This is a genomic window from Lysinibacillus sp. CTST325, from assembly GCF_054665055.1.
Map to the genome: position 1 here is coordinate 72,827 of NZ_BAAFHO010000017.1, position 22,643 is coordinate 95,469.

General features: G+C 35.1%; 22 protein-coding genes, 1 pseudogene and 1 other annotated feature. Of the genes and pseudogenes, 10 read left to right on the forward strand and 13 right to left on the reverse strand.

What is annotated here, in order from left to right; all coding sequences use genetic code 11:
• Positions 1 to 72 precede the first annotated feature (72 nt).
• The 8 genes and pseudogenes from ACYQ73_RS24760 to ACYQ73_RS24795 all read right to left on the reverse strand — a co-directional run bounded on the left by ACYQ73_RS24760 (position 73) and on the right by ACYQ73_RS24795 (position 5,067).
• Positions 73 to 378: a monooxygenase gene (locus tag ACYQ73_RS24760; RefSeq protein WP_460014885.1), complete on the reverse strand. Its 306-nt coding sequence runs from the start codon at positions 376 to 378 to the stop codon at positions 73 to 75.
• Positions 379 to 494: 116 nt separating this feature from the next.
• Positions 495 to 1,445, reverse strand: a complete 951-nt coding sequence (locus tag ACYQ73_RS24765) for an alpha/beta hydrolase (RefSeq protein ID WP_460014886.1) — start codon at positions 1,443 to 1,445, stop codon at positions 495 to 497.
• A 31-nt stretch (positions 1,446 to 1,476) separates the two neighbouring features.
• Positions 1,477 to 1,980 carry a GNAT family N-acetyltransferase gene (locus tag ACYQ73_RS24770; protein WP_460014887.1) on the reverse strand — a complete coding sequence of 168 codons (504 nt, stop codon included), beginning with the start codon at positions 1,978 to 1,980 and terminating at the stop codon, positions 1,477 to 1,479.
• 153 nt (positions 1,981 to 2,133) lie between these two features.
• Positions 2,134 to 2,334, reverse strand: a complete 201-nt coding sequence (locus ACYQ73_RS24775; RefSeq protein ID WP_460014888.1) for a winged helix-turn-helix transcriptional regulator — start codon at positions 2,332 to 2,334, stop codon at positions 2,134 to 2,136.
• Between the two features lie 79 nt (positions 2,335 to 2,413).
• Positions 2,414 to 2,878, reverse strand: coding sequence for a helix-turn-helix transcriptional regulator (locus tag ACYQ73_RS24780; RefSeq protein WP_460014889.1), 465 nt, complete (start codon positions 2,876 to 2,878; stop codon positions 2,414 to 2,416).
• Positions 2,879 to 3,064: 186 nt separating this feature from the next.
• Positions 3,065 to 3,469 (reverse strand): annotated as a pseudogene (locus tag ACYQ73_RS24785) (GNAT family N-acetyltransferase); the annotation flags it as partial.
• A gap of 60 nt (positions 3,470 to 3,529) precedes the next feature.
• Positions 3,530 to 4,552: a DUF4179 domain-containing protein gene (locus ACYQ73_RS24790; protein ID WP_460014890.1), complete on the reverse strand. Its 1,023-nt coding sequence runs from the start codon at positions 4,550 to 4,552 to the stop codon at positions 3,530 to 3,532.
• On the reverse strand, positions 4,549 to 5,067 hold the full coding sequence (locus ACYQ73_RS24795) for an RNA polymerase sigma factor (protein ID WP_460014891.1): 519 nt from the start codon (positions 5,065 to 5,067) through the stop codon (positions 4,549 to 4,551). Before ACYQ73_RS24795 ends, ACYQ73_RS24790 begins: the two co-directional genes overlap by 4 nt.
• A gap of 378 nt (positions 5,068 to 5,445) precedes the next feature.
• Here ACYQ73_RS24795 and ACYQ73_RS24800 point away from each other — a divergent pair, with 378 nt between their 5' ends.
• Positions 5,446 to 7,110, forward strand: coding sequence for a methyl-accepting chemotaxis protein (locus ACYQ73_RS24800; protein ID WP_460014892.1), 1,665 nt, complete (start codon positions 5,446 to 5,448; stop codon positions 7,108 to 7,110).
• Between the two features lie 46 nt (positions 7,111 to 7,156).
• Here ACYQ73_RS24800 and ACYQ73_RS24805 read toward each other — a convergent pair whose 3' ends face one another.
• The gene (locus tag ACYQ73_RS24805; RefSeq protein WP_460014893.1) at positions 7,157 to 8,929 is read right to left on the reverse strand and encodes an oleate hydratase; all 1,773 of its coding nucleotides are present in this window, start codon (positions 8,927 to 8,929) and stop codon (positions 7,157 to 7,159) included.
• Positions 8,930 to 9,615: 686 nt separating this feature from the next.
• On the opposite strand from ACYQ73_RS24805, the gene ACYQ73_RS24810 reads away from it, so the two are divergent.
• The 4 genes from ACYQ73_RS24810 (at position 9,616) to ACYQ73_RS24825 (ending at position 13,585) form a co-directional block, all read left to right on the forward strand.
• Positions 9,616 to 10,671 (forward strand): FecCD family ABC transporter permease, encoded by a 1,056-nt coding sequence (locus ACYQ73_RS24810; RefSeq protein WP_460014894.1) that lies wholly within the window; start codon positions 9,616 to 9,618, stop codon positions 10,669 to 10,671.
• A complete protein-coding gene (locus ACYQ73_RS24815) occupies positions 10,668 to 11,684 on the forward strand; it encodes a FecCD family ABC transporter permease (protein WP_460014895.1) in 1,017 nt (338 codons plus the stop codon). Before ACYQ73_RS24810 ends, ACYQ73_RS24815 begins: the two co-directional genes overlap by 4 nt.
• A 15-nt stretch (positions 11,685 to 11,699) precedes the next feature.
• A complete protein-coding gene (locus ACYQ73_RS24820; RefSeq protein ID WP_460014896.1) occupies positions 11,700 to 12,503 on the forward strand; it encodes an ABC transporter ATP-binding protein in 804 nt (267 codons plus the stop codon).
• Positions 12,504 to 12,643: 140 nt separating this feature from the next.
• Positions 12,644 to 13,585 (forward strand): ABC transporter substrate-binding protein, encoded by a 942-nt coding sequence (locus tag ACYQ73_RS24825; RefSeq protein ID WP_460014897.1) that lies wholly within the window; start codon positions 12,644 to 12,646, stop codon positions 13,583 to 13,585.
• A gap of 117 nt (positions 13,586 to 13,702) precedes the next feature.
• Here ACYQ73_RS24825 and ACYQ73_RS24830 read toward each other — a convergent pair whose 3' ends face one another.
• On the reverse strand, positions 13,703 to 14,128 hold the full coding sequence (locus tag ACYQ73_RS24830; protein WP_460014898.1) for a hypothetical protein: 426 nt from the start codon (positions 14,126 to 14,128) through the stop codon (positions 13,703 to 13,705).
• 141 nt (positions 14,129 to 14,269) lie between these two features.
• Positions 14,270 to 14,511 (reverse strand) — a binding site (T-box leader).
• A gap of 464 nt (positions 14,512 to 14,975) precedes the next feature.
• Between ACYQ73_RS24830 and ACYQ73_RS24835 the strand changes: the two genes are divergently transcribed.
• Complete coding sequence (locus ACYQ73_RS24835; RefSeq protein ID WP_460014899.1) at positions 14,976 to 15,488, forward strand: DUF6609 family protein; 513 nt, start codon at positions 14,976 to 14,978, stop codon at positions 15,486 to 15,488.
• Between the two features lie 191 nt (positions 15,489 to 15,679).
• Here ACYQ73_RS24835 and ACYQ73_RS24840 read toward each other — a convergent pair whose 3' ends face one another.
• A complete protein-coding gene (locus ACYQ73_RS24840; RefSeq protein ID WP_460014900.1) occupies positions 15,680 to 16,093 on the reverse strand; it encodes a hypothetical protein in 414 nt (137 codons plus the stop codon).
• Positions 16,094 to 16,111: 18 nt separating this feature from the next.
• On the reverse strand, positions 16,112 to 16,336 hold the full coding sequence (locus ACYQ73_RS24845) for a hypothetical protein (RefSeq protein ID WP_460014901.1): 225 nt from the start codon (positions 16,334 to 16,336) through the stop codon (positions 16,112 to 16,114).
• A 314-nt stretch (positions 16,337 to 16,650) separates the two neighbouring features.
• On the opposite strand from ACYQ73_RS24845, the gene ACYQ73_RS24850 reads away from it, so the two are divergent.
• From ACYQ73_RS24850 to ACYQ73_RS24860, 3 genes are read left to right on the forward strand one after another with little or no spacing between them, the layout of a single operon-like run.
• Positions 16,651 to 17,244: a TetR/AcrR family transcriptional regulator gene (locus ACYQ73_RS24850; protein WP_460014902.1), complete on the forward strand. Its 594-nt coding sequence runs from the start codon at positions 16,651 to 16,653 to the stop codon at positions 17,242 to 17,244.
• Positions 17,245 to 17,279: 35 nt separating this feature from the next.
• Positions 17,280 to 17,516 carry a hypothetical protein gene (locus ACYQ73_RS24855; RefSeq protein WP_460014903.1) on the forward strand — a complete coding sequence of 79 codons (237 nt, stop codon included), beginning with the start codon at positions 17,280 to 17,282 and terminating at the stop codon, positions 17,514 to 17,516.
• A 20-nt stretch (positions 17,517 to 17,536) separates the two neighbouring features.
• Positions 17,537 to 17,785: a hypothetical protein gene (locus tag ACYQ73_RS24860; RefSeq protein WP_460014904.1), complete on the forward strand. Its 249-nt coding sequence runs from the start codon at positions 17,537 to 17,539 to the stop codon at positions 17,783 to 17,785.
• A 115-nt stretch (positions 17,786 to 17,900) separates the two neighbouring features.
• Here ACYQ73_RS24860 and ACYQ73_RS24865 read toward each other — a convergent pair whose 3' ends face one another.
• On the reverse strand, positions 17,901 to 19,340 hold the full coding sequence (locus ACYQ73_RS24865) for an MDR family MFS transporter (protein WP_460014905.1): 1,440 nt from the start codon (positions 19,338 to 19,340) through the stop codon (positions 17,901 to 17,903).
• Between the two features lie 660 nt (positions 19,341 to 20,000).
• Here ACYQ73_RS24865 and ACYQ73_RS24870 point away from each other — a divergent pair.
• Entirely contained in the window at positions 20,001 to 22,355 is a 2,355-nt protein-coding gene (locus tag ACYQ73_RS24870; RefSeq protein WP_460014906.1) for a M13-type metalloendopeptidase, read from the forward strand.
• Positions 22,356 to 22,643 lie beyond the last annotated feature (288 nt).

A 22,643-nucleotide genomic window follows, 5' to 3' on the forward strand; every position in this document is an offset into this window, starting at 1 on the left:
TCTCATGTTCTGTGTTTTTAATTATTTAGTTGATAATGTTGCCAATTATGACCTCTAATTAGCTTTAGCTAACTATTTAATTGGAGCCTTATTAATTGTTGATAATACTTCATTCACCTCGAAGATCTTCCCACGAATATCGGTAATGCCGAAACTTATTAATCGTTCTGAATGCATAGTTAAATATTGCTCAGCTTCTGTTTTGGTTTCAAATAAATATATCCCACCAGCTTCTTTAGTCGCAGCATTCTCAGTCCAAACCTTCCAAATCATACCAGACTCTTCGTTAATACTTTTTGCTAAATCAGCGAATGCCTCAGACATTTCTTCACCGAATGGCCCGTCCATTGTAAAATCAACTTGCAATAAATATTTCATGATTAAAACTCCCACTTTGATTTTTTCTATAACAATTAGTAATTTTTATGGTTCTTCATCATAACGTGTGGCTGCTTTCCGTTCCAACTGGGCGCTTTCCCGTGGATCCGATGAGCCTAACGATTTAAATTCTCTATATATTTTTCTGATTCGTCCGCTATTCGCTTAAACTCAATATCATGAATATAGTGTGAGCAATCTAATTTTATTAATGTGCCGTCTTTATCCTTACTAATAAACTCCTTTTGAAATTCATTCCACGCATCTTCATTCCAACCTGTCCCTTGACCGTTTGAAGAGAACAAAAGCACAGGCACATTTGGGATTTCAGTCGCTCCTACCTTTTCAGCATTTTCCTTAATATGCTTAATTTCATTCACCATATTTTTAGTTACTGTTCTACGATAAAAAATCACTTTATACATTTCTTTTTCCTCATCTGTCAAAGTCCCATATTTGATGGCATCACTTTCAGAAAGGCCCGGAATCCATCTAGTAAAACCAATATTAGCAGCAAAGGCACTTAAATGAACTAGAGGCATATTTATATCATAATCTTTATATGCAGCAGGAACAGCCATATCCAATCCTATAATTGCTTTAACTTCATTCGGATAGGCTTGAGCCCAATACAATGCCTCAATACCAGACATAGAATGAGGAAATAAAATATATGGTCCTTCAACACCTGATTTTAATAGAGCTTCTCTTGTTTCTTGTAAAATAGTATCAATATCACGCTCAGAATCTGTAATGTCACTAAAGCCATAACCTGCCTTTTCAACGACAACGATTTTATATTTATCGCTTAACAATGAATATAATGATTTAAAATCTAAAACAGGTGAGCTTGTGCCTCCTCCAGACATAAATACAAGCGTATCTTCTCCATTTCCTTCTACGTACACATGCATCTGATGACCATTCACTTCTACCATTTTCCCTGTTGGCGTAAATAATTTATCTTCCTTTGATAATTTTATTTGATGAATAATATAACTAGTTGTAATGAGCACTAAAAATATCGCAGCAATAATTGAAAAAAGTATCATGATTCGTTTCAACACTATCTTTCAACCACCCCTCTCAGGATTTTTACTAGAGTTCCAAAAGGTAATCGATAAACTGTAACTTTTGCCCATTCATTTCGAACGCATTATCATCTATATACACTTGTTTAAAGCCATTCTTTTCAAGAACCCTTTGAGATGCAATATTATTTGTTGTTGTTTTTGCTTTAATCTTTTTTACACTGATTTCTGTTTCTAATAGTAGCTTTAAGGCTCTAGCTCCTATTCCTCTTCCTCCATATTCTTGTCCCACTCTATAACCGACTTCTGCTATATCATTCGTTGTATCTATATCTACTAAATTAATTCTTCCGATAATATTGCCTGAGTTATCTCTTAATAAGTAGAATTTTGATTTTTCTTCCTGTTGTTCTGCTAAAAGCTCTTTATGTCTTATTTTAAACGTTTCAAAATTATAATAATCTTCTCCACGACTAGGTACCATTTGTTCAAAGAATTGTCTATTGTTCTTTTCGAACTGATACAATTCTTCTGCGTCACGTTCTTGTAAGCTATTAATCGATATTTCCAAGCTAATCCATCCCCTCATCCTGAAAAATATGTATTGTAATGCCTATTTAAGAAAAAACAAACTCTTTACGATATCATACCTAAGAGTTTGTTTATAATCCATTGGAATCCTGAAAAGAAGAAATATGTATAACGGCTCGAATAAAAAGAAAAATCAACCCTCTAAATCTTTCAATCGTCTTCGAATAGTAGCTTCTGAAACGCCAAGTATTCGTGCAATTTCTCGATTACTTTTTCCAGCATCCTTTAAATGCAGCAATTGTAATTCATTTACAGCTACTTTAGGCCGTCCGTTTGAATTTCCTCCACGCCATTCCTTATTTTTCTTTTTACTTCTCAAAAATTTCCCCAGCATTTTCTCACCTTCTCATGCGTCATAACTCTAAATTATCAGTTATAAAGTTTTATTGTAAAAAAAGAAAGCAGATTTATATCTACTCTCTTGATTGTTTAGGAAAAATATAAAAATAAAAAACAAAACCAATGATAATTGCGGGTGGTAAAGCAATTCCTATATTTTGTACAAATGCACTTGCAAGTAGTTTTAAAATCTCAATAATATCTTTAGATAAAATGTTTTGATACTGTTCAGCACCTGTCAAACCTTTGATTATTAAGGTTACAGCAAAAATAATGATATAACTAATTAAGCTATAATTAATACTTAACTTTATTTTTTCTTTATCATCGTTCTTTTCCTCTAATAGCAATGTTTCCACACTGATATCTAGAACCTCCGATATTTTCAGCATATTTCTCTTACTCGGATACCCATTCCCAAGTTCCCATTTGGATATAGACTTATCACTTACTTCTAAAATCTCAGCTAGTTCTTGTTGGGTGATTCCTTTTTCTTCTCGATATCTTTTTAGTTTTAAACTTAAAATATTTTTCTCCATTTCATCATCCTTCCCTTATCTCAATTTACGGTAATTATCACATATTGGAAATTCTATTAACAGGAATTTTCGAAAATAGAGGAAAATAGAACACTATATAAAAACTATATAAAAATGCGACAAAACTCATTAAATAGGTTTTTGTCGCACTTTTTATTGGAAATCCATCTGGCATTACCATAAAATTTATATATTCTTTTTCGAAAACTCAGTATGCAACAAACTATAGATCAACATATCTTTACATTCTCCAGTAACACTATGGCATTCAAATTGTCTTAAGCAGCCTTCTTCCTTAAAGTTGAATTTCGATAACAACTTCTTTGAAGCTATATTTTCTTCCGTGACAATTGCCTGTATTCTTACTAAGCCTAACTGATTAAATCCTATTAATAACACTGCTTTAACCGCTTCTGACATAATACCTCGATGCCAATATTCTTCAGATAATTCATAGCCTATTTCAGCTCGTTTACCTTCAAATTCACTAAAAAAAATAGTACCAATAATTTCATCGGTTTCTTTGTCAGCAATAGCAAAGCGAATAATCCAACCTTCATCATAGCCTTTGTTCCAAAAGTTAATTACTTCATAACTTCTTTCTAAAGTTTCATATAGCTGCTAATGTACTCCTAAATATTTAATTATCTATTATTCTTTACTTATTAATTTTAATTTTTCATAGCCCTTAATATTTAAGCTTATTTGTTTTTCTTTATTCCAAATACTATATGGGTAAACTAAATTAACAACGGTTTTCCCATCTTTCAATTCTACATTGGCTCCTCGTGCATAAAAGGACTCTCCCTTTTCATTTGTTAATGCCCATTCAAAAAATTGATTTTCATCCTTGGAAAGATCTGCGTCGACCTTTAAAGATACATGCATAGAGCCATTCGTAAGGGTTGCTGATTGAAGTTGAATGCCCTCAACATCTTTTTCAACTTCAAATGATTGTGTTACAACCTTCGTTGGTGTCAATGTAAATGGCCACTCTCCATTAATAGTGACAATCCCTTCTTCTTTTTCTGTATAGAAATGAACGGTTTCAATTACTAATTGTGCGTTATTTAAGGAAGGCCATGCCAATTTATTAGATTGTAATAGAAGTTCTAAAATTATTGACTGATTGCTCTCTTTTAGCATTTTCATTTCTGCCCCTCCCATAATGCCAGGTGATTTAAGGGGTTTCGTATCTGACACAAGGGCATCAATTTCCTTACCTGTCGAATCATAAATACGAAATTCAATTCGTGCATCTTGAATATTGTTTATATCTATATCCTTTGGCAAAATCTCCATTTGTAGCCCTACTCGATAACTATCTACAAATGTATTTTCAAGTGTAATCGTAACATCTTGTGAACTTTGCGATACACCAACATATTGTACTTCTCCATTTTGACTAGCAAGTTCAATCCCAGCATCCTCCTGGAAACCTAGAAATGCTTTTAGTTTAGCCATCGCTGTATCATTAGACAAAATCACACCCGAAGCAAGCACTGCACATGCAGCCGCAGCTGAAATAGGCTTCAACCAACGCTTTTTTATTTTCTTCGTTGTCTTGGAACGAATCTCTTCATATGAACGATCAAAAGCTTTTTGCACAATATCTGGTATTTCTTGCTCTCTATTCATTTCTTCATGTAAACGGTCGTCTAATGATTTTTTCATAGTAAATGTACCTCCTCAACATAATAATTATTTTTCAAATATTGCTTCGCCCTGGAAATCCTCGACTTAATCGTCCCCTCTGATTCATGAAGAAACTCGCTTATTTCCTTTGTCGTGAGCCCATTCACATAATAAAGCGTTAAAGCAATGCGATAGCTCTCATCTAGACTTTCTAATGCCTCATCTAGCTCAAGTGAAATTTGATCTTGGTGTCTCAGTTCATGGAATGTCGTCACATCTAGTGGTACAGTACGCTGATCCTGCTTCATAAAGCGATAGCAGTTATTTAAAAGAATTCGACAAAGCCATGTATTAAAATATTTAACTTCTTTTAGAGAATCTATTTTTTCAAACGCTGTCAGTATTGTATCTTGAAGAAGATCTGCAATGTCCTCATCTTTTAAACCAAGTCGTTTTGCTGTCCGGTAAAGCGTTATTTCATATTGAAGGATTAATTGTATAAACGCTTCTCCATCTCCCTTCTTTGCTTTTTTTACAAGAACCTCTGATTGCATGTAATCACCTCTTTTTCTCTTACATACCGTTAGAGTATTTTGTTTGATAGTTAGTTGCATCAATTTTTATTTTATTACACTAAAAAAGCAACCGGCGAAATAACAGTCGGTCGCTACCTAAATATAAATTTTAAATGAGAGGCTATTTAAAACAACTAACACTGTTTACACTCCGAAAATAGGTATTTCCGCTCTGTTCTAACCTCCATAAGGTTAACAAAAAAAAACGAAAGGACTTTTATACTCTACTCCGTCACTTCTTAAGTAATAAGACTCTCAATTCATTATTGACATTCCTGCTTCAGTACATAATACTATACTTAAAATTTGAGTTTTTATAGGAATAAAGTTCCGATAAAATTCAAAGGAGGAAACTATTTGAAAAACAAAAGCATTAAGCGACGATTATTGTTTTTTACATTAAGTTTGCTGTTATTGTCATCTGTCATTAATTCCGTATTAGGTGTATGGATTGTGGGCAAAAATAGTAAAGAAGTTTTAATTGAAAAAGCCAATGAACAGGTCTATGAAATCGCCAAGCAAGCTGAAACTATATTAAATTCTGAGAATGATCCCATCTCATCTTTACAAGATTTTGTGGAGTCAAAAGCAAAACAAGAGAATGTGACTTATGCTATTGTCATTGATACCAATGCAAAAGCAGTGGCGCATAGTGATAAAGGGAAATTAGGAAAAACATATGAGGATGCATACACAATCGATGGTGCCAAGCACGGAAAAAAGCAATTTACGAGATGGTATGCTGAAGTTCAAGATATTTGGACATATGACATCATGGAACCTATATATAAAGATGGCAAGCTTTATGGAGTAATTGATATTGGGGTGCCTGAAAGCGGTATTCAATCTATTACAAACTCTGTACTAGGCTATCAGATTATTACAGGCATAGTGAGTTTTATCGTTATAGGTGCTTTAATGTGGTGGATTATTGGTCGCATTGTTACTGCCATTAAGAATCTTGAAAATATCATTCATCAAACTACTAGCTTAGACTTTACCGAAAATCCAGAATTAGAGAAGCTATTACATCATCAAGATGAAATTGGTCTTATGGCAAAAGGCATCTCTGGCATGCAATCGGCATTAAAGAATGTTACCGTCAATATACATAAAACTAGCTCCGAGCTATCAGATTCCTCAAAGATTCTTATTCAAATAGCAGAAGATACGGTACGTACTACTGATGAAATTAGCTCAGCCATTAATGAAGTAGCAAAGGCTACAGAAGAGCAAGCTCATGATACAGAAAAAAGTGCTGAACAATTAAATCAACTATCTGGAAACATTGACCGTGTTATTGAGCACACAGAGAAGATTGCTTCTATGACAGAGGATATTGATCATTTAAGTAATCAAGGTGTAGAAACCATCAATCAACTCTCTATTTGGTCAGAGAAGAATCGAGAATCTTCTCAACAGGTAAGCGACATCGTTCAAGAAGTAGATAAAACTTCATCTGATATATCAAGTATTGTTAATACAATTACAGACATCGCAACTCAAACTAATTTATTGGCTCTAAACGCTTCCATTGAGTCAGCTCGCGTCGGTGAAGCCGGTAAAGGTTTCGCAGTTGTCGCGGATGAAATCCGAAAATTATCGGAACAGACATCTAATGCTACTGAGGATATTAAGAATAAAATCTCTGCCATTCAGGATATTTCTAAAAGTGCTGTGCAGGAAATCAGTACAAGTCTTAGCATTGTCGAACAAAATGCAAAAGCTACAAAGGATACTAGCGAAATCTTTAATACAATAAAGGTAGCTCTAGACCAAACGAGTGAAGTGGCACAAGAGGTGAAACATTTATCTCATGAGATGGATGAACGCAAGGAGCAAATTATTAGTGCCGTACAAAACATATCTGCTTCTGCAGTAGAAACCTCTGCTGGAACAGAACAAGTTTCCGCTTCCGCAAATGAACAGCTTAAAAGCATCGAGACTGTCTCTGAAAAAGCTAAAGACCTAAATGCTATTGCCGATGCTTTAAGAGACGAAATGAAAAAATTCACTATTTAATGTAAAAAAGCTGATTCAATTATGAATCAGCTTTTTTAGCATATCTCTATATCAATTCACTTTCTTTGAGTAAATCATAGATGATTGTATCTTTCGTTTTATGAATACCAAATTTACCTATTTGTTTTAAGATAAATGGAGCATCTACATCTGTTAATTTTTTACCATCAAGTAAGCGAGCAGTTGACGATAATAAAGTACGAATGTCAAAAGTAGATGCAAATACTTCTGGAACGCCTCGATCAATATCTAATAATTGATAAACAGCTTCCATCGCTGTTCTTACTGAATATTCAGTTGTGAATACAGTATCTCTTGCTGTTTCACTAAAGTTCCCAATGAAGGCTAAGTTAGTAGATCCATTAGGGACAACTAAAGGACGATCTCCCATTGCTCTAGGCATGAAGTAAGATGTTATATAAGGCATGTAACACGGAATAGTATTACAAGAATTTTGCGCAATATCTGGTATTTCATCTACAGGTACACCCATATGGTACAACCACTCTTGCGCAATCTCAATTCCAGAACATTCCGTGATACTCTTTTTAATAAAATCCCCTGGTTTATTTGATAGTAAACCGTAAATCCAAACTACTAATTGGTCTTTTGGTTGATTTTTAAAATGCGGTTGTCGGTTCAACGTATAGCTTAGCATCCAATTAGAATCTGTAGCAGTTACAATACCACCTGTAACTACCTTACCTGCATACGGATCTCTTTTACTGATTTTTTCAATATACGGAGCAACTCGATCATCCAATGTAGTAAGCGTTGCTGAAACAAACCAACTTTCTTCTGGAAGGTTATCACAGAATTTTTCTGGTTTACCAAAATCAGAATCTTGAGAAGCGATGTTTTTCCAAAGTGACCAGCTTCCACCTAAATCAGCACTTATAGGGGCTGGCGTATTATTGTCACCATAAGTTGTACTCTCCGTGATACTACCATTTGTAACAAACACTAATTCATTTTCTGTTAGCTCAATATTCTTTTTCACACCATTTTGTTTTAACACTAAAGTATGGGCTACTTTTTTATCGCCAACTTTATCAACTAAAACATTCTCTACAACAGTATTAAATTGGAAATCAACATTATGACTTTCCAAATATTTAATCATAGGAAGTACTAAAGATTCGTACTGATTATATTTTGTAAATTTCAAAGCAGATAAATCAGGGAGACCCCCAACATGATGAATGAAACGCATAATATAACGACGCATTTCCATTGCAGAATGCCATTTTTCAAAAGCAAACATCGTAGACCAGTATAGCCAGAAATTCGATTCAAAGAACTCTTCAGAGAAAACATCTGTAATTTTTACATCCTCTAATTTCTCCTCAGGAGTAAAGAATAATTTAATCATTTCTTCAGATGCTTTATCAGATAATGTAAACTTGCCATCATCCTCAAGTCTTTGTCCTCTATTTTCAATCAATCTACATTTTGAATAGTTAGGATCCTCTTTATTTAACCAATAAAATTCATCTAAAACAGAAGCGTTTTCTATTTCTAATGATGGGATTGAACGGAATAGATCCCATAGGCATTCAAAATGATCTTCCATTTCTCGACCACCGCGAATAATAAAGCCTCTTGTCGGATTTAAAATACCATCAAGGCTACCACCTGAGATATCTAGTTCTTCGAGAATATGAATATTCTCTCCCTTCATTTGACCATCACGAATTAAAAAACATGCGGCTGAAAGTGAAGCTAGCCCCGAACCAACAAGATACGCTGATTTCTCATCAACACCCACTGGTTTTTTAGGACGTGCAAAAGCCTCATAATTACCATTACTGTAATACATAGTACCGCCTCCATAAACTATTATTGTGATATAGCATACCACGAAATAGTGCGTCAATGGTAAAATGAGAGATAAATTAACAAATAATTCAATTTTAAAGTTAAACTCTAAATATACTATACCCTATTATTTGACATAACAATTCATTGCATTTTTATAAATTATTCATCAATATCTTTATATCAAAGGGATTATGCAATACCTGATAATTAGAATGCCCTTGTAACGGTAACCTATAAAGCACTTGAATTATTGTATGATTTCCTTCTATAAGATTAACTATAAAGCTGATAAAGTATACAACCTTTTGAAGGTAGCATTGCATAATTATTATAGTAAGAAAACAAAAAGGATGATTCAACGACCACATTTCACAAGCACAATTTTTGTTTTTATTTTGGTAGTCTCTATTCGAATTTATTATGATTTAAATAATTTAACTATCTACACTCCCCTCTTGAAATCCGCTTAATGTAAGCCTTATAAGCAAATTCAAATATGTAAAAATAAACAAAATTAATATATTTTCAAAAATAATGTTTGACAATCTTTTAGGGTGCTATGTAGAATAGGACAAGTGATTATGAGAATCATTATCAATTAAGGTAACAACTTTATTTTTTTATCCACAATTGAGAATGAATCTCATTTCAACGAATAAATGTTGTTAGTTAGGATGGTAACAGATGGAAGCAAGCGCGAGGAGCATAGAACAACAAGAAACAAATACGAAAAAGATTAAGAGCAGACCGCTTATTGCTTCTATTATTTTAATAGTAGGTACGATTTTATTAGCTTTAAGTATGGGCATGTCCATTTCATTTGGGGCGGCAGATATTAGCTTAAAGACTGTTTGGCAAGCTGTTTTTCAATTCGATGATTCACTTACACATCATAATGTCATTTGGGAGCTTCGTATTCCAAGAGCAATTGGAGGAGTAGTCGCTGGTGCGTTTCTAGCGGTATCCGGAGCAATTATGCAAGGTATGACACGAAACCCCCTTGCCTCCCCTTCTTTAATGGGTATTACAGATGGTGCGGTATTTGGAATTGCAATTACGTATGCATTTTTCCCTAATTCCCCATACATAATGTTTGTTCTTGCTTCTTTTATTGGTGCCGCATTTGGTGCAAGTATTGTGTACGGTGTGGGTGCATCCTCACCAGGAGGGCTCACACCTGTGAAGTTAGCGTTAGCTGGTGCAGCGATTAGTGCACTGCTTGGGGCCATATCTTCTAGTATTGCACTTTATTTCAATCTTGCCCAAGAGGTGAGCATGTGGAATGCAGGAGGCGTTTCAGGTGTGAAATGGGTAAGTATTGATATGTTACTACCGATAGGACTTGTTTGTCTTGTAATAGCAATTATAATGTCGAGATACATTACCATTTTAAGTTTCGGCGAAGAAATTGCGATTGGGCTTGGACAAAATACAACCTTAATTAAATTTATTGGAACTGTACTTGTGCTTGTTTTAACGGGGTCAGCCGTATCTATGGCAGGTTCTGTCGGATTCGTTGGACTTATAATCCCACATATGACGCGTTTTCTTGTCGGATCCGATTATAGATGGGTCATTCCATGTTCAGCAGTATTAGGTGGTTTGTTAATAGAAGGTGCAGATATGTTATCTCGTGTTATCAATCCTCCATTTGAAACGCCAATTGGTGCAATTACAGCTTTAATTGGTGTTCCATTCTTCCTTTACTTAGCTCGTAATGAAGGGAGAGGGAAAATATGAGGCAAAGTATCTTAACAAAAAAGAATATTTCAGTTTTAGTCATTTTAGCTTGCCTAATTCTGTCGGTATTCTTAATTAGCTTAAATACAGGAACGTTTAAAATACCACCAATAGATGTATTGAAATCATTAATTGGGTTTGGGGCAGAAGATCAATCTGTCATTTTATTTGAGTTTCGTATGCCTCGAATGATTATCGCGATTTTAGTTGGCTCAGCGCTAGCGATATCAGGGGCTATCATGCAAGGCTTATCTAGAAATCCACTTGCTGACCCTGGAATTATTGGTATAAATGCTGGTGCTGGATTAACAGTTGTTGTTTTCGTCTATTTTTTCTTCGGAAAAGTTGGGACCGGTACGCTAATATCAGTATTCATTCTTCCGTTATTTGCGTTAGTTGGTGCTTTATTGGCAGCGGTTATTATTTATACACTAGCTTGGAAGAACGGTGTTTCATCCACTCGTTTAATTCTTGTCGGTATTGCAGTTGCAGCAGGATTTAGTGCTGTTAGTTTAATCTTCTCAATGAAAATGACTTCAAACGATTTTCGCTTTGCAACTATTTGGTTAGCAGGGAGTTTATGGGGAACCGATTGGAAGTTTGTATTAAGTGTACTACCTTGGATGCTCATATTTCTACCAATTGCATTTTGCAAGGCACATGTATTGAATGTAATGAATTTAGGAGATACAGCAGCTGTAGGCCTTGGTGTAAATGTAGAGAAGGAAAGACGCAAATTATTATTTATCGCCGTTTGCTTGGCTGGTGCGTCGGTAGCTGTTGCTGGTGGTATTGGATTTATCGGATTAATGGCACCTCACCTGGCAAGACGTCTTGTTGGAGGAAAACATCAAATTATGTTACCTACAGCAGCGTTAATTGGCACTTTTTTATTACTATTTGCAGATTTAATTTCAAGAAGTGTACTAACAACTTCAGAAATACCAGTCGGTCTTGTTATTTCTATTATTGGTGCACCCTATTTCATTTATTTACTTATGAGGACAAAATAAAAGGAGTCTTTTTTGATGGTAACTTTAGCAGTTGATTCGGTATCCGTTGGCTATAATGAAGGATTAATAATAGACGGATTATCAGTGGAGATTCCCGAAGGAAAGATAACAACGATTATTGGACCAAATGGATGTGGGAAGTCTACATTATTAAAAACAGCTTCTCGTATTTTAAAGGCAAAACAAGGGGCCGTTTATCTTGATGGGAAGGCAATTGAAAAACAGACAACAAAAGAAATCGCAAAGAAAATGGCGATTTTACCCCAAACTGCAGAAGTTCCAATGGGTCTTACTGTGTTTGAACTTGTATCATATGGTCGTTTTCCACATCAAAATGGATTTGGAACGCTGAAGGAGGAAGATTATCGCTACATTCATTGGGCACTTGAAGTGACAGGGATGACAGAGTTTGCAAACCGTTCAGCAGAAGCTTTATCAGGTGGCCAACGTCAACGAGTATGGATTGCAATGGCACTTGCTCAAGGAACGGACTTACTTGTATTAGATGAGCCTACAACTTACTTAGATATGGCTCACCAGCTAGAAATTTTAAAGCTATTGAAAAAATTAAATCAGGAAGAAGGCCGTACAATCGTTATGGTCATTCATGATTTAAATCATGCTTCTCGTTTTTCAGATCATATGATTGCTTTAAAGGCTGGTAAACTGATTCACCAAGGAACTCCAGATGAAGTAATGACAAGTGAGACACTTCGGAGTGTATTTGAAATTGAAGCACTGATCGTTTCATGCCCTGTAAACAGTAAGCCGATTTGTTTAACTTACGATTTAACAATGATGAAAAATCAAAAAGCATAAAGGAAGGAGCATTCTTCCTCTCTTAAATAGATAGAGGGGAGCATTCTAATGGGCGTTGAGCTTCTCACTTTAGCCTGAGAAGTTGAACACCCATTAGAATGAATGGGTCGCATACAAAATTATCCGGGAGGAAATAAAATATGAAAAAATTTAAACTAACATTACTAGCAATGGTATTAGTTGTTACATCTATACTATTCGCAGCTTGTTCTTCTGATAAAAAGGAAGAAGAAAAAACAGACGCTAAAACAGAAGAGCGTACAGTAGAGCATGCTAAGGGGGAAATTAAAATCCCTGCTAATCCAAAGAAAATTGCTGATCTTAGTGGTTCAACAGAAGAATTATTAATCTTTGGAATGAAACCAATCATTACTGCAAATACATCTCAAGAAGAAATTGATCCACATATTGCAGATCAATTAAAAGATGTAAAACCGGTCGGTTCTGCTTGGGGTGACAAAATTAACATCGAAGCAGTGGCTGCTGCAAAACCAGATGTAATTCTTATAAATGATCGCCAAGAAAAAATCTATGATCAACTATCTAAAATTGCACCAACTGTTATGTTAAAAACTCCATTAGATCAATGGCGTCCAAAGTTTGAGGAATTAGGTAAAATCTTCGATAAAGAAAAAGAAACAGAAGAATGGTTCAAACAGTATGACGAAAAGGCTAGCAAGTTACACGATAAAATCGTTGCTAAAACTGGTGATGCGAAGTTCATGAAAATGGCTGCATATCCAAATGCATTCCGTATATATGGTGACTATGGTTACGGCAGCGTACTCTTTAAAGATTTAAAATTACCAGCAGTTCCAGGTACGCCAATGAATGAACCATTAGTACAAGTACAAAAAGAAGCTTTAATTGACTACAATCCAGATTACCTATTCGTATTTACAACAGGTGATGGTTCTCAGCGCTTAAAAGAATTCCAAGAGGAAACAATTTGGAAAAACATGAATGCTGTTAAGAACAACCACGTATTTATTATTAAAAATGATGCGGTCAATAAAGGCTACTTCCCTCTTGGTAAAGAAATGATTTTAGATGAAATTGCTGAGTTTGTTTTAGGGAAATAATAAAAGTTAGAATCACCTTCGTGTAATATCGAAGGTGATTTTTTTAATAAAAACTTGCTTAAGGATTATGATATAGTTGTTCAGTGATCGATTGGCGAATAATTCAACTTAGTTCCCTTATTTTATAAAACGTATAAATCTTTTCTTCTCAATTTGTAAAATCTCATCATTCATTAATATGATGTCAGTGTCTTCCTCTGTAAGTTTTTCTCCATTTAAAGAAACATCGTTTTGTTTAAGTAATCTCACAAATTCACTCTTGCTTTTTATATAACCCTGAGCAATTAATGATGGAATAATATCTAGTACAGACTCTTTCCCTATTTCAATTAACATGGTGGGGATGTTATCAGGCAAAACCTCTCCTTCATTAACGATCTTACCTACACCCTTTTGAATCATCTCTAATTGTTCTTCCAGTTTTAAAAACATACAATACAACTCCTTTACTATTGAATTAATATTGCAAGTTCTATAAGAGTAAAAATCAATTTCGCCTTGGCGTAATTGCCGCTGACGCTTCGCTTTCGCTACAGAAAACATTTGTTGCTGTCGCTACACATAAATTGCCACAGAACGTGACGTTCTTATTCTGTGTGCCTCTATAAAAGGAATCACATCGCGTTCATCTTACCACCCGCTTCTGCTGAATGAAGATAAAAAAAACGTCCTTTAGGAATAAACCTAAAGGACGTGTTATGAACGTGTTACCACCTTAATTTAAGAGCTACTCACATAACTCTTCTCAATAGGTACGGCTAAATGCGATACCTTTGCATTGATTACGGATGCTAACCCGTCGTAGCCTACTAAAGTTCGGTACGCAGCTCCAAGATGAATTCATTTTAACTTTCCTCGCGCCTCTCATCAACCGGCTACTTTCTGTCAGTTCCATTAAAACTACTAGTTCTCTTCAACACTTTTACTCTTATACTCCAAATTGTTAACAACAATTTTTTGTTATGCAAATCTTGATAATTATTATAGTATATTTGTTTGAATTGTCAATATTTTTTAACTTTTAACCATAATGTGGGGTGATTTCCATTCTGGCTAGGCGCTTCCTGGGGGCGTCCAGCCTTCACCCCAATCAACTTATATTCATGGTAAACGTCTTTAACATTTCATACCCTAATAAATTTTTTATTTCGGAAGGCGAGTCCTCAAAGTGTCGTCTGTTTCTAGATACAATTTGTACTGTATAAGAGGTGTATCCTTGTTTAAATAAACTTCACTTCCATTTCTACTAACTTCCTCAAAACCTAACTTTTCCATCATTTTTCTTGAACGCATCGACAGATTACGACAAAAACATGAAATTCAGTTTGATATATTATTTTAGAAATCTATTTTTCGAGGAAATAGAAAATTCAAGAATGGAGAATAGTACATGGAAACACAAGCTCACAAATATCCTAGACAAAAGATTAATGGGATATGGCTAATAATTGCTGGCATTGCAATGTTCTTACTATTAATAAAATATAACGGCTATCCAAATATTTGGCCTTTTGCCATCGTTTATATACTAGGTATGGTTTGGCAATTAAGTCCTAAAACTCGGGCGAAATTAGCAGTAGGTCCTGGTACACGGGAACAAAAAAGATGGTCTAATTTTTCAATTTTTTTATTAGCTATTTTAGTTTTTGTCAGTTTTCAATTTTTTGCCGAAGATTATAGAACTTGCTGGTTATTAATTATTTTAGCTGTCGGTGTTCATTTCTTACCTTTTATTCCGGTACATGGAAAATTAATGCTTTTTCTATCAATCAGTTTAATAATCAATGCGTTCATAGGATTAATGATTACTAACGTTAGTCTAGATGTCTTTTTTGTAATAGATGGTCTAGTAAAGATTTTATTTGGTAGTATTTTTGTTAAGCTCAGTCCTATTAATTTTTAAAAGAATTGAGGATTCTGTTTCGCAGTGATCCTTACTACAAATAGAAGAATCCATTTTGAAAAAAAGACTAATCAAAATGGATTCTTTTCTAATGTTTATGTAATCTTTCTTACATATAAACGCCCGGTTGACCTTTTTTATTTGGTCTTGCTAGTGATAACCGGAGCAGCGCGTATAAATGCAAATACGCCTCATGTCCCCACATGTGGCCATTCTCCATCTTCGATTCGAAGATGGACTGTCCCTCGTGCAGCACTGCTACCGCCTTTCACATTAACCGCCGTAATCTCCCCATTATATGAAGCTTTAACAACAACACCATTCTTAAACGTTACAAGTGTTTGACCTTTATACACTGTATTTCCAGATGCTACATTTACACTATCTACAACAATAATTGTATTATCTGCTGTTACATCTTGATCTGTAATGGCTGTAACCGAACCCGAACCACTAACGGTTACCTCTAATTTTCCTTTTTGAACGGTTGTTGTTTGTGCTACATCTGCAGCACTTTGAGCTTGATTTTTGTTACCTAATAATAACCAGCCACCTGCTCCAGCTATTACAACAATAATTGCCGAAATAATAATCCATTTTTTCAAATCTCTATCTCCCCTTTATCAATAATTTTGACCTGATTGATCTTGATCAGGCTGGGATTGTCCTGGCTGGAATTGTCCATTACCCGGAAACATCTGACCGTTCCCTCTTGATCTCATTTCTGAAAAGTTAGGGCTTATACTTTGTTTATAGGCTATATATCCGACCCCAATGGCTGTGCAAGTACTGATCACCAGATTTACAATGAGTAATATTTTTATTAGATTTTTTTTGGATTGTTCCATTTTTTATTCCTCCATCCATAAATGTTAATAAAGCCATTATGAATTTCGTTCCTTAACTTTCCCTTACTATTTCAACTCTCTATTTGGGGCAATGAAAATTGTTAAGCTAAATGAAGGCTTCCTCAATGAGATTGAGGAAGCCTTCGCTTTTTCACCTAAAAAATATGGTTAACTTATTGCCAGAACCCCTCCTAAATCACATGCAATGATGAAATTTACGAAATTAATCCCTTGTTAAGAATTAATAATGATGATAACATATGAATATACAACATGAATATTCATATAAAAAATTCATAAAGGAGAGTTTACCCATGGCAAGAGGAAAAAAAGTTTTTTCAGAAGAAGATAAAATTCTGATTAAAAGTAAATTGAAAGATGAGTGTATGGCATTTTGGATTTCTCAAGGTTATAAAGAAACGAGTATTGGTGAATTATGCAAAAAAACAGAAATATCAACGGGGACTTTTTATAATTTTTATTCAAGTAAGGAAGAACTTTTTTTTGAAGTTTTGTACGACGTTCAAGAAACTATTTATGGGGATTTTATTAAACGAATTGAACAATGCCCTGAAAAGTCCGGCTTTGAAACAGCAATAATCCAACTTTACTATGAATACGAAAGCAAACCATTTCTTTATGACGTAAAAACGATCGATTTCACAGCATTTTATAGTAAGCTTTCGGAGGAAATGAAAGAAAAACTAATATTTGATAGTAGTAATCTTTTTCGTACTGCAATCAAACAAGCAAATCTCAAATTAAAAGTTCCTGAAAAGTTAGCATTTTCAACTTTCACCGTACTTCTTTCTAGTATTGCTAGTAAAGACCGAATATCAAAGAACTGTGATCATTTTGCCGCATTTCAATTTATGACTAAGCATTTGGTAGCAAGTATCTTTGAGTAGAAGCTCTATTTCAAATATAAAATAGGAGGAGAGCAATGAGTTTATTTTGGAATATTATAGATTTTCTTAAAGAAACAACACCGTTCTTCATCATGTTTAATATCATTGTAGCAATCGTCCTGCTCATCTTAGGGTTTATTTTATTATCCAAAAAGAATAGAGAACAGCAGACGAAAAAAGTTATTGGAATGGTTTGTTTATCAATTTCATCGTTATCCTTTTTGGGTGCCCTTTCCAATGCTATTTTTTCTTTAATTGTATTTAAAAATTAAGAGGAAAGAGGGATAAAAAGATGTTAGATAAATTACTTAACATCATGGATGCGGCTTGTAAATGGGGAAATAAAAATCTAGGTACCTCTATTCAATTTCCTAAACCAACAAACAAATCCATGGTATCCAGTGCTCTTTCAAGTGGAATTATTGGTAGCGCAATTCTGGTCTATGGGCTTATTTTCAACAAAAAATGGATTTTGTTATTTGGTGGACTAGGGATAATAAGTAGTGTTTTCATATATCGACAAAGTGTAAAAGAAGATTAATATGTATTAAAAAAGCACGAGAAATCAATTTTAGAAACATTGATTTCTCGCGCTTTTTTATATGAAATTATATTTTTGTTTTTCTAAATAAAAGCGTTTTTATAGTATTTATTTTTTATTGCTCACTAGTCTGTGTGGATGGCTTTAATAAGAACCAAACAATTACTAAAGTTACTAGTGCTAATATAAAAGTACTCATATAAACGAAATGTACACTTGAAGCTAATGCCTCTTGTGATTCGGTTACTATGTTTGCTGTAGCTCCTCCATGCCCACCAGAAGATACAAGATCAAGGTTTTTAATACCTTGTGCATGAATCATCGTGTTGAAAATTGCCCCGAAAACTGCAGCACCCAAAGTTTGACTAAACGTATTGATAAATGTGTTTAAGCCAATTGCCGTTCCTCGCGTATGAGTTGGAACAGCTGATTGAATTGTTACCATGTAAATAGGTACAATTAGCCCCATTCCTAAACCGAATAATCCAACGGCAACATAGATAAGGAATGCTGGTGAATCTGTTGACAATGTAAATAGTGAAAAGGCAGCAACTGAAAGAATGCTAGCTCCAAGTAGAATGATTTGTTTCGTTTTTAAGTTACCAACTAATTTACCAGAAAAAATAGTGCCAAACGTCCACATAACAGGAAGGGGCATTAAAACGAGTCCGGCATCTGTCGCATTTTTTCCTAATACACCTTGGCTCCATATTGGAAGATATATTGTAATACTAATAATCATTGCACCAGAAATAAGAGTTAATATGTTTATAATAGATAATGTACGGTTAGAGAATAGCGCTAGCGGAATTAATGGTTCAGGAGACTTTTTCTCAATAAATAAGAAAATAATGAATGAAACAGCTGCAAAGATTAAGAGGCCAATAATTGTAATGTCCCCCCAGTTTTGCTTACTGCTACCTGTTAATAACGCGTATAGTAGAGCAATTGTACTTAATGAGAATACTGTTGCTCCAAGATAGTCGATATGGTGCTTAGCAGGCTTAATAGATTCTTTATAATAAATTACAATCATTAAGCAAGCGATAATTCCAAATGGAACGTTTAAGAAGAAGATGTAGCGCCAAGAAAGAGAATCAACTAAAAATCCTCCAACTAATGGTCCGATTACACCAGAGACGCCCCAAACAGCACTAATCCAGCCCTGTGCTTTTGCACGGTCTTTCACTTCGCTATATAAGTCACCCATGATTGTCATTGTTATTGGCATAATAGCGCCAGCACCTAGACCTTGAAGGGCACGAAAGACGATGAGCTGTTCCATCGATGTAACAACACCGCAAAGTGCAGAGCCGACTAAGAATATTGTAGCTCCGATAAGTAAAACTTTTTTACGACCGAATAAATCAGCCAGTTTCCCGTATATTGGAGTCGAAACAGCTGTGGCAAGCATATAAATTGCATATACCCAACTAACAAGTTCGACGCCTGACAAATCACTCGTTATACGGGGGATTGCTGTACTAATAATTGTTCCTTCTACAGCAGAAAGAAATGTCATTAACATTAATGATAAAATAACTTTTTTTCTCATATTTTTCCCCTTTACTTCTATACAAATCAATTATGTCTCGGCATAATTGCGCCCGGAATCGGCTTTGGGCCAGCAATTGTTTTCTGTGCGAAAGAAGTTAAAATTATTCAATAGATAACTAAGTATATTTTTTTATTATCTATAAACAATATAGATAATAAATAAAGTTCCTTTATTGCACTAACCTGCTTCGTTAGTTTAAGTACAATTTTTCACAAGATAAACATCAATTTTAACATAAAAATACATTAAAAATCACCTCCAAGAATAACTAAAGAGGTGATTTTTATCAAACGTTATTACAAATTATCATTCTTTATTATAAATGAGCACACATGTTGCTTTGAAATCAATTATACCTCGGCATAATTGCGTCCGGAATTGACTATGTGCTTACCTTTCAATCCTTAAATACTCGCCACATTTCCTCATATTTAACTTTAGCAGAGGTGGATTTTATTTAACCAAAAAGTGACCTTACTAGTGGTACCGCTCTAGCTTAAAAGCGCTAGACTAGACAATGCTCTCTTGAAAATGAAAAAGCTCCTTACATATTTTCAAACTGAAATAAATCAACTATAATGGTATATAAATGGTAGAAATTATAAATTTCACCCATTTATCTTTATTTATACAAATATAATATAAAGGAGCGCGAAGATGAAAAAGAAGATTTTATCCTTACTCATGGCCATAATAATGGTTCTATCAGTTAGCGTATCGGCGTTTGCCGATGAAACGTCTCCACCAGCGACAAGAGGAGAAATCGTTAAAACCTTGTTGATGGCAGCAGACGCTTATCAACCAGGAATTAATAAAGAATACATTATGCAAGGCCTTAAAAACGAAGATTTAAAAGAGAATGAGCCAGCTAAGAAGATTGAAGCTTTAGTCATGTTGAGTAGAGCATTCGGCGAATTGCCAGCGCCTGTCGGAAATGATCTGCGCAGCGGAACATTTGGTGTCGAGTTCACCGATGTACCAGCTTGGGCTAAGAAAGATATCGATAAACTTGCAAAAGCAGGCGTACTGACAGGCAAACCTGATGGCACATTAGGCGCAAATGACAATATTACGATTAATGAGTTCCAAAAAATTATCGCCAGAGTGTGGACGCTTAAAGGCTCCCATTTAAATGACGATTTTTATGAAGCAATCAATAAGGAATGGTTAAATAAATCGACAATTCCGGATGGAGAAATCATGGGCGGCGTATTTTCCGAGCTGCATAAGCAAAATAACGATAAAATAGAAAAAATAATAGATGAGCTCGTTGGCGAACAATTCGCAGAAGGAACAAAAGAACAGAAAATTGCCGACTTCTATTCGACGGCGTTGGATAAGAAAAATAGAAATAAACAAGGGATTGAACCTATTCAAAAATATGTAAAGGCAATTGACGGGGCTAAAACGCTTGATGAACTTATTCAAGCTGATCTTACCCTGGAGAAGGATTCGGGTCAAAGCTCATTATTCAGCTTTGTAATCACGAACGATGCAAAGAACAGCAGTGAAAATGCTTTGTATTACGCTGGATTAGCTACAGGTCTGGATAAGAACAGCTTTGACACGGAAGACTCGAAAGCGAAAAAAGCCTATATTCAATATATGACCAGACTTCTTGTGTTATCGGGCGAGAAAGAGTCTGCAGCGAAAGCACTTGCCGAGAATGTTTACGAAATGGAGAAAAGCTTAGCTTCCGTATCGCTTGAACCTCATGAACAAGGCGATGTCAATAAATACTATAATCCGTATGCAATTGACCAATTCGATGACATGTTCAAAACCGTAGATATGAAACAAGTCTTGAAATCGATGAAAGTCGACAGTACTGATAAAGTGATCGTATTCGATGTGAAGCTGGCGCAAAAAGGTGCTGAACTCTTGACTGAAACTAATCTTAATGCGCTTAAAACTTACTCCAAAGTGCACCTGCTTATGGCAACAGGCGGTTTATTGTCAGATGATTTCGAAGATGCTGCCAAAGAGTTTGACGCAACGTTATATGGCGTTACAGGAGAAAAAACAGATAAGGAAGTCGCAGTAGCCAAGACAACTGGTACAATGGGCGGATATTTGGAGCAAATGTTTGCTGAGAAACATTTTTCACCAGAAGCTAAAAAAGATGTTGAGCAAATGGTAGAGAAGTTAATTGCTACGTATGAGGAGAGAATCACAGCTCTTGATTGGATGTCAGAAACAACAAAAGCTAAAGCAATTAAAAAGCTGAATACGATGATTGTTAAGATCGGTTACCCAGATAAATGGGATACGACATTAGATAAAGTAGCGATTAAGACATATGACGAAGGTGGTTCGCTGTTCTCTAATACCTTGACAGTAAACAAAGCATACATTGATAACATGAAAGCCGAGCTAGGAAAACCGGTGGATAGATCGCAATGGGGTACAAGCGTATATACCGTAAATGCTTTCTACAATCCTTTTAATAACGAAATTACGTTCCCTGCCGGTATTCTTCAAGCGCCTTTCTATGATATTAACGCTAAACCTGAAGCAAACTATGGTGCCATTGGAATGGTCATAGGCCATGAAATCAGCCATGCATTTGATAACAACGGATCAGCATACGACGAAAATGGAAATGCAAATAACTGGTGGACAGAAGAGGACTTTAAGAAATTCGAAGAGAAAAACCAGGAACTGATTGAGTTCTATAACGAAATTGAGATTATCCCGGGTGTGTTGAACGACGGTCAGCTTACACTAAGTGAGAATGTCGCTGATTTAGGTGGAATGGCGGCTTCACTACAAGTTGTATCCAAAATGAGTAATCCGGATTATAAAGCATATTTCAAAAGCAATGCAGAAATATGGAAATCCACAACCACAAAAGAATTTGCAGCGTATCTGAGCAAAAACGATGTACATTCAGCCGCTAAAATTCGGGTAAACCGCACGATTGTGAACTTCCAGCAATTCTATGATACCTATGGAATTAAGCTTGGAGATGGCATGTATGTAACTCCAGAGGATCGAGTTTCCATCTGGTAAAAATAAGAGCAGATAGAGCTAATTCCGATAGCTCTTACATCAGTGTATAAAGGCAAAGAGGCTTGTATAGGAAGTCCTTTTTACACCGACATAAAAAACCCAAGAATGGTAATTTTACGCCATTATTGGGTTTTGCTTTTTTCGTTTGTTATTGACTCACTTGCTTCTTCTGAGGTGTTTTCACCATCTGAATTTTCTGCTCTCTATACCTAAATGTCTTATTCCATCCATTCAACAAGTGGCTGAAACATTGGGAACAGGTAAAACTATGGCGAGTTCAATCTCTTG

Coding starts and splice junctions, on each gene's coding strand:
- ACYQ73_RS24810 (WP_460014894.1), top strand. CDS start 9,616: ATGGAAGCAAGCGCGAGGAGCATAGAACAACAAGAAACAAATACGAAA.
- ACYQ73_RS24820 (WP_460014896.1), top strand. CDS start 11,700: ATGGTAACTTTAGCAGTTGATTCGGTATCCGTTGGCTATAATGAAGGA.
- ACYQ73_RS24805 (WP_460014893.1), bottom strand. CDS start 8,929: ATGTATTACAGTAATGGTAATTATGAGGCTTTTGCACGTCCTAAAAAA.
- ACYQ73_RS24815 (WP_460014895.1), top strand. CDS start 10,668: ATGAGGCAAAGTATCTTAACAAAAAAGAATATTTCAGTTTTAGTCATT.
- ACYQ73_RS24830 (WP_460014898.1), bottom strand. CDS start 14,128: ATGTTTTCTGTAGCGAAAGCGAAGCGTCAGCGGCAATTACGCCAAGGC.
- ACYQ73_RS24860 (WP_460014904.1), top strand. CDS start 17,537: ATGTTAGATAAATTACTTAACATCATGGATGCGGCTTGTAAATGGGGA.
- ACYQ73_RS24780 (WP_460014889.1), bottom strand. CDS start 2,878: ATGGAGAAAAATATTTTAAGTTTAAAACTAAAAAGATATCGAGAAGAA.
- ACYQ73_RS24760 (WP_460014885.1), bottom strand. CDS start 378: ATGAAATATTTATTGCAAGTTGATTTTACAATGGACGGGCCATTCGGT.
- ACYQ73_RS24790 (WP_460014890.1), bottom strand. CDS start 4,552: ATGAAAAAATCATTAGACGACCGTTTACATGAAGAAATGAATAGAGAG.
- ACYQ73_RS24870 (WP_460014906.1), top strand. CDS start 20,001: ATGAAAAAGAAGATTTTATCCTTACTCATGGCCATAATAATGGTTCTA.
- ACYQ73_RS24845 (WP_460014901.1), bottom strand. CDS start 16,336: ATGGAACAATCCAAAAAAAATCTAATAAAAATATTACTCATTGTAAAT.
- ACYQ73_RS24850 (WP_460014902.1), top strand. CDS start 16,651: ATGGCAAGAGGAAAAAAAGTTTTTTCAGAAGAAGATAAAATTCTGATT.
- ACYQ73_RS24855 (WP_460014903.1), top strand. CDS start 17,280: ATGAGTTTATTTTGGAATATTATAGATTTTCTTAAAGAAACAACACCG.
- ACYQ73_RS24795 (WP_460014891.1), bottom strand. CDS start 5,067: ATGCAATCAGAGGTTCTTGTAAAAAAAGCAAAGAAGGGAGATGGAGAA.
- ACYQ73_RS24865 (WP_460014905.1), bottom strand. CDS start 19,340: ATGAGAAAAAAAGTTATTTTATCATTAATGTTAATGACATTTCTTTCT.
- ACYQ73_RS24825 (WP_460014897.1), top strand. CDS start 12,644: ATGAAAAAATTTAAACTAACATTACTAGCAATGGTATTAGTTGTTACA.
- ACYQ73_RS24835 (WP_460014899.1), top strand. CDS start 14,976: ATGGAAACACAAGCTCACAAATATCCTAGACAAAAGATTAATGGGATA.
- ACYQ73_RS24775 (WP_460014888.1), bottom strand. CDS start 2,334: ATGCTGGGGAAATTTTTGAGAAGTAAAAAGAAAAATAAGGAATGGCGT.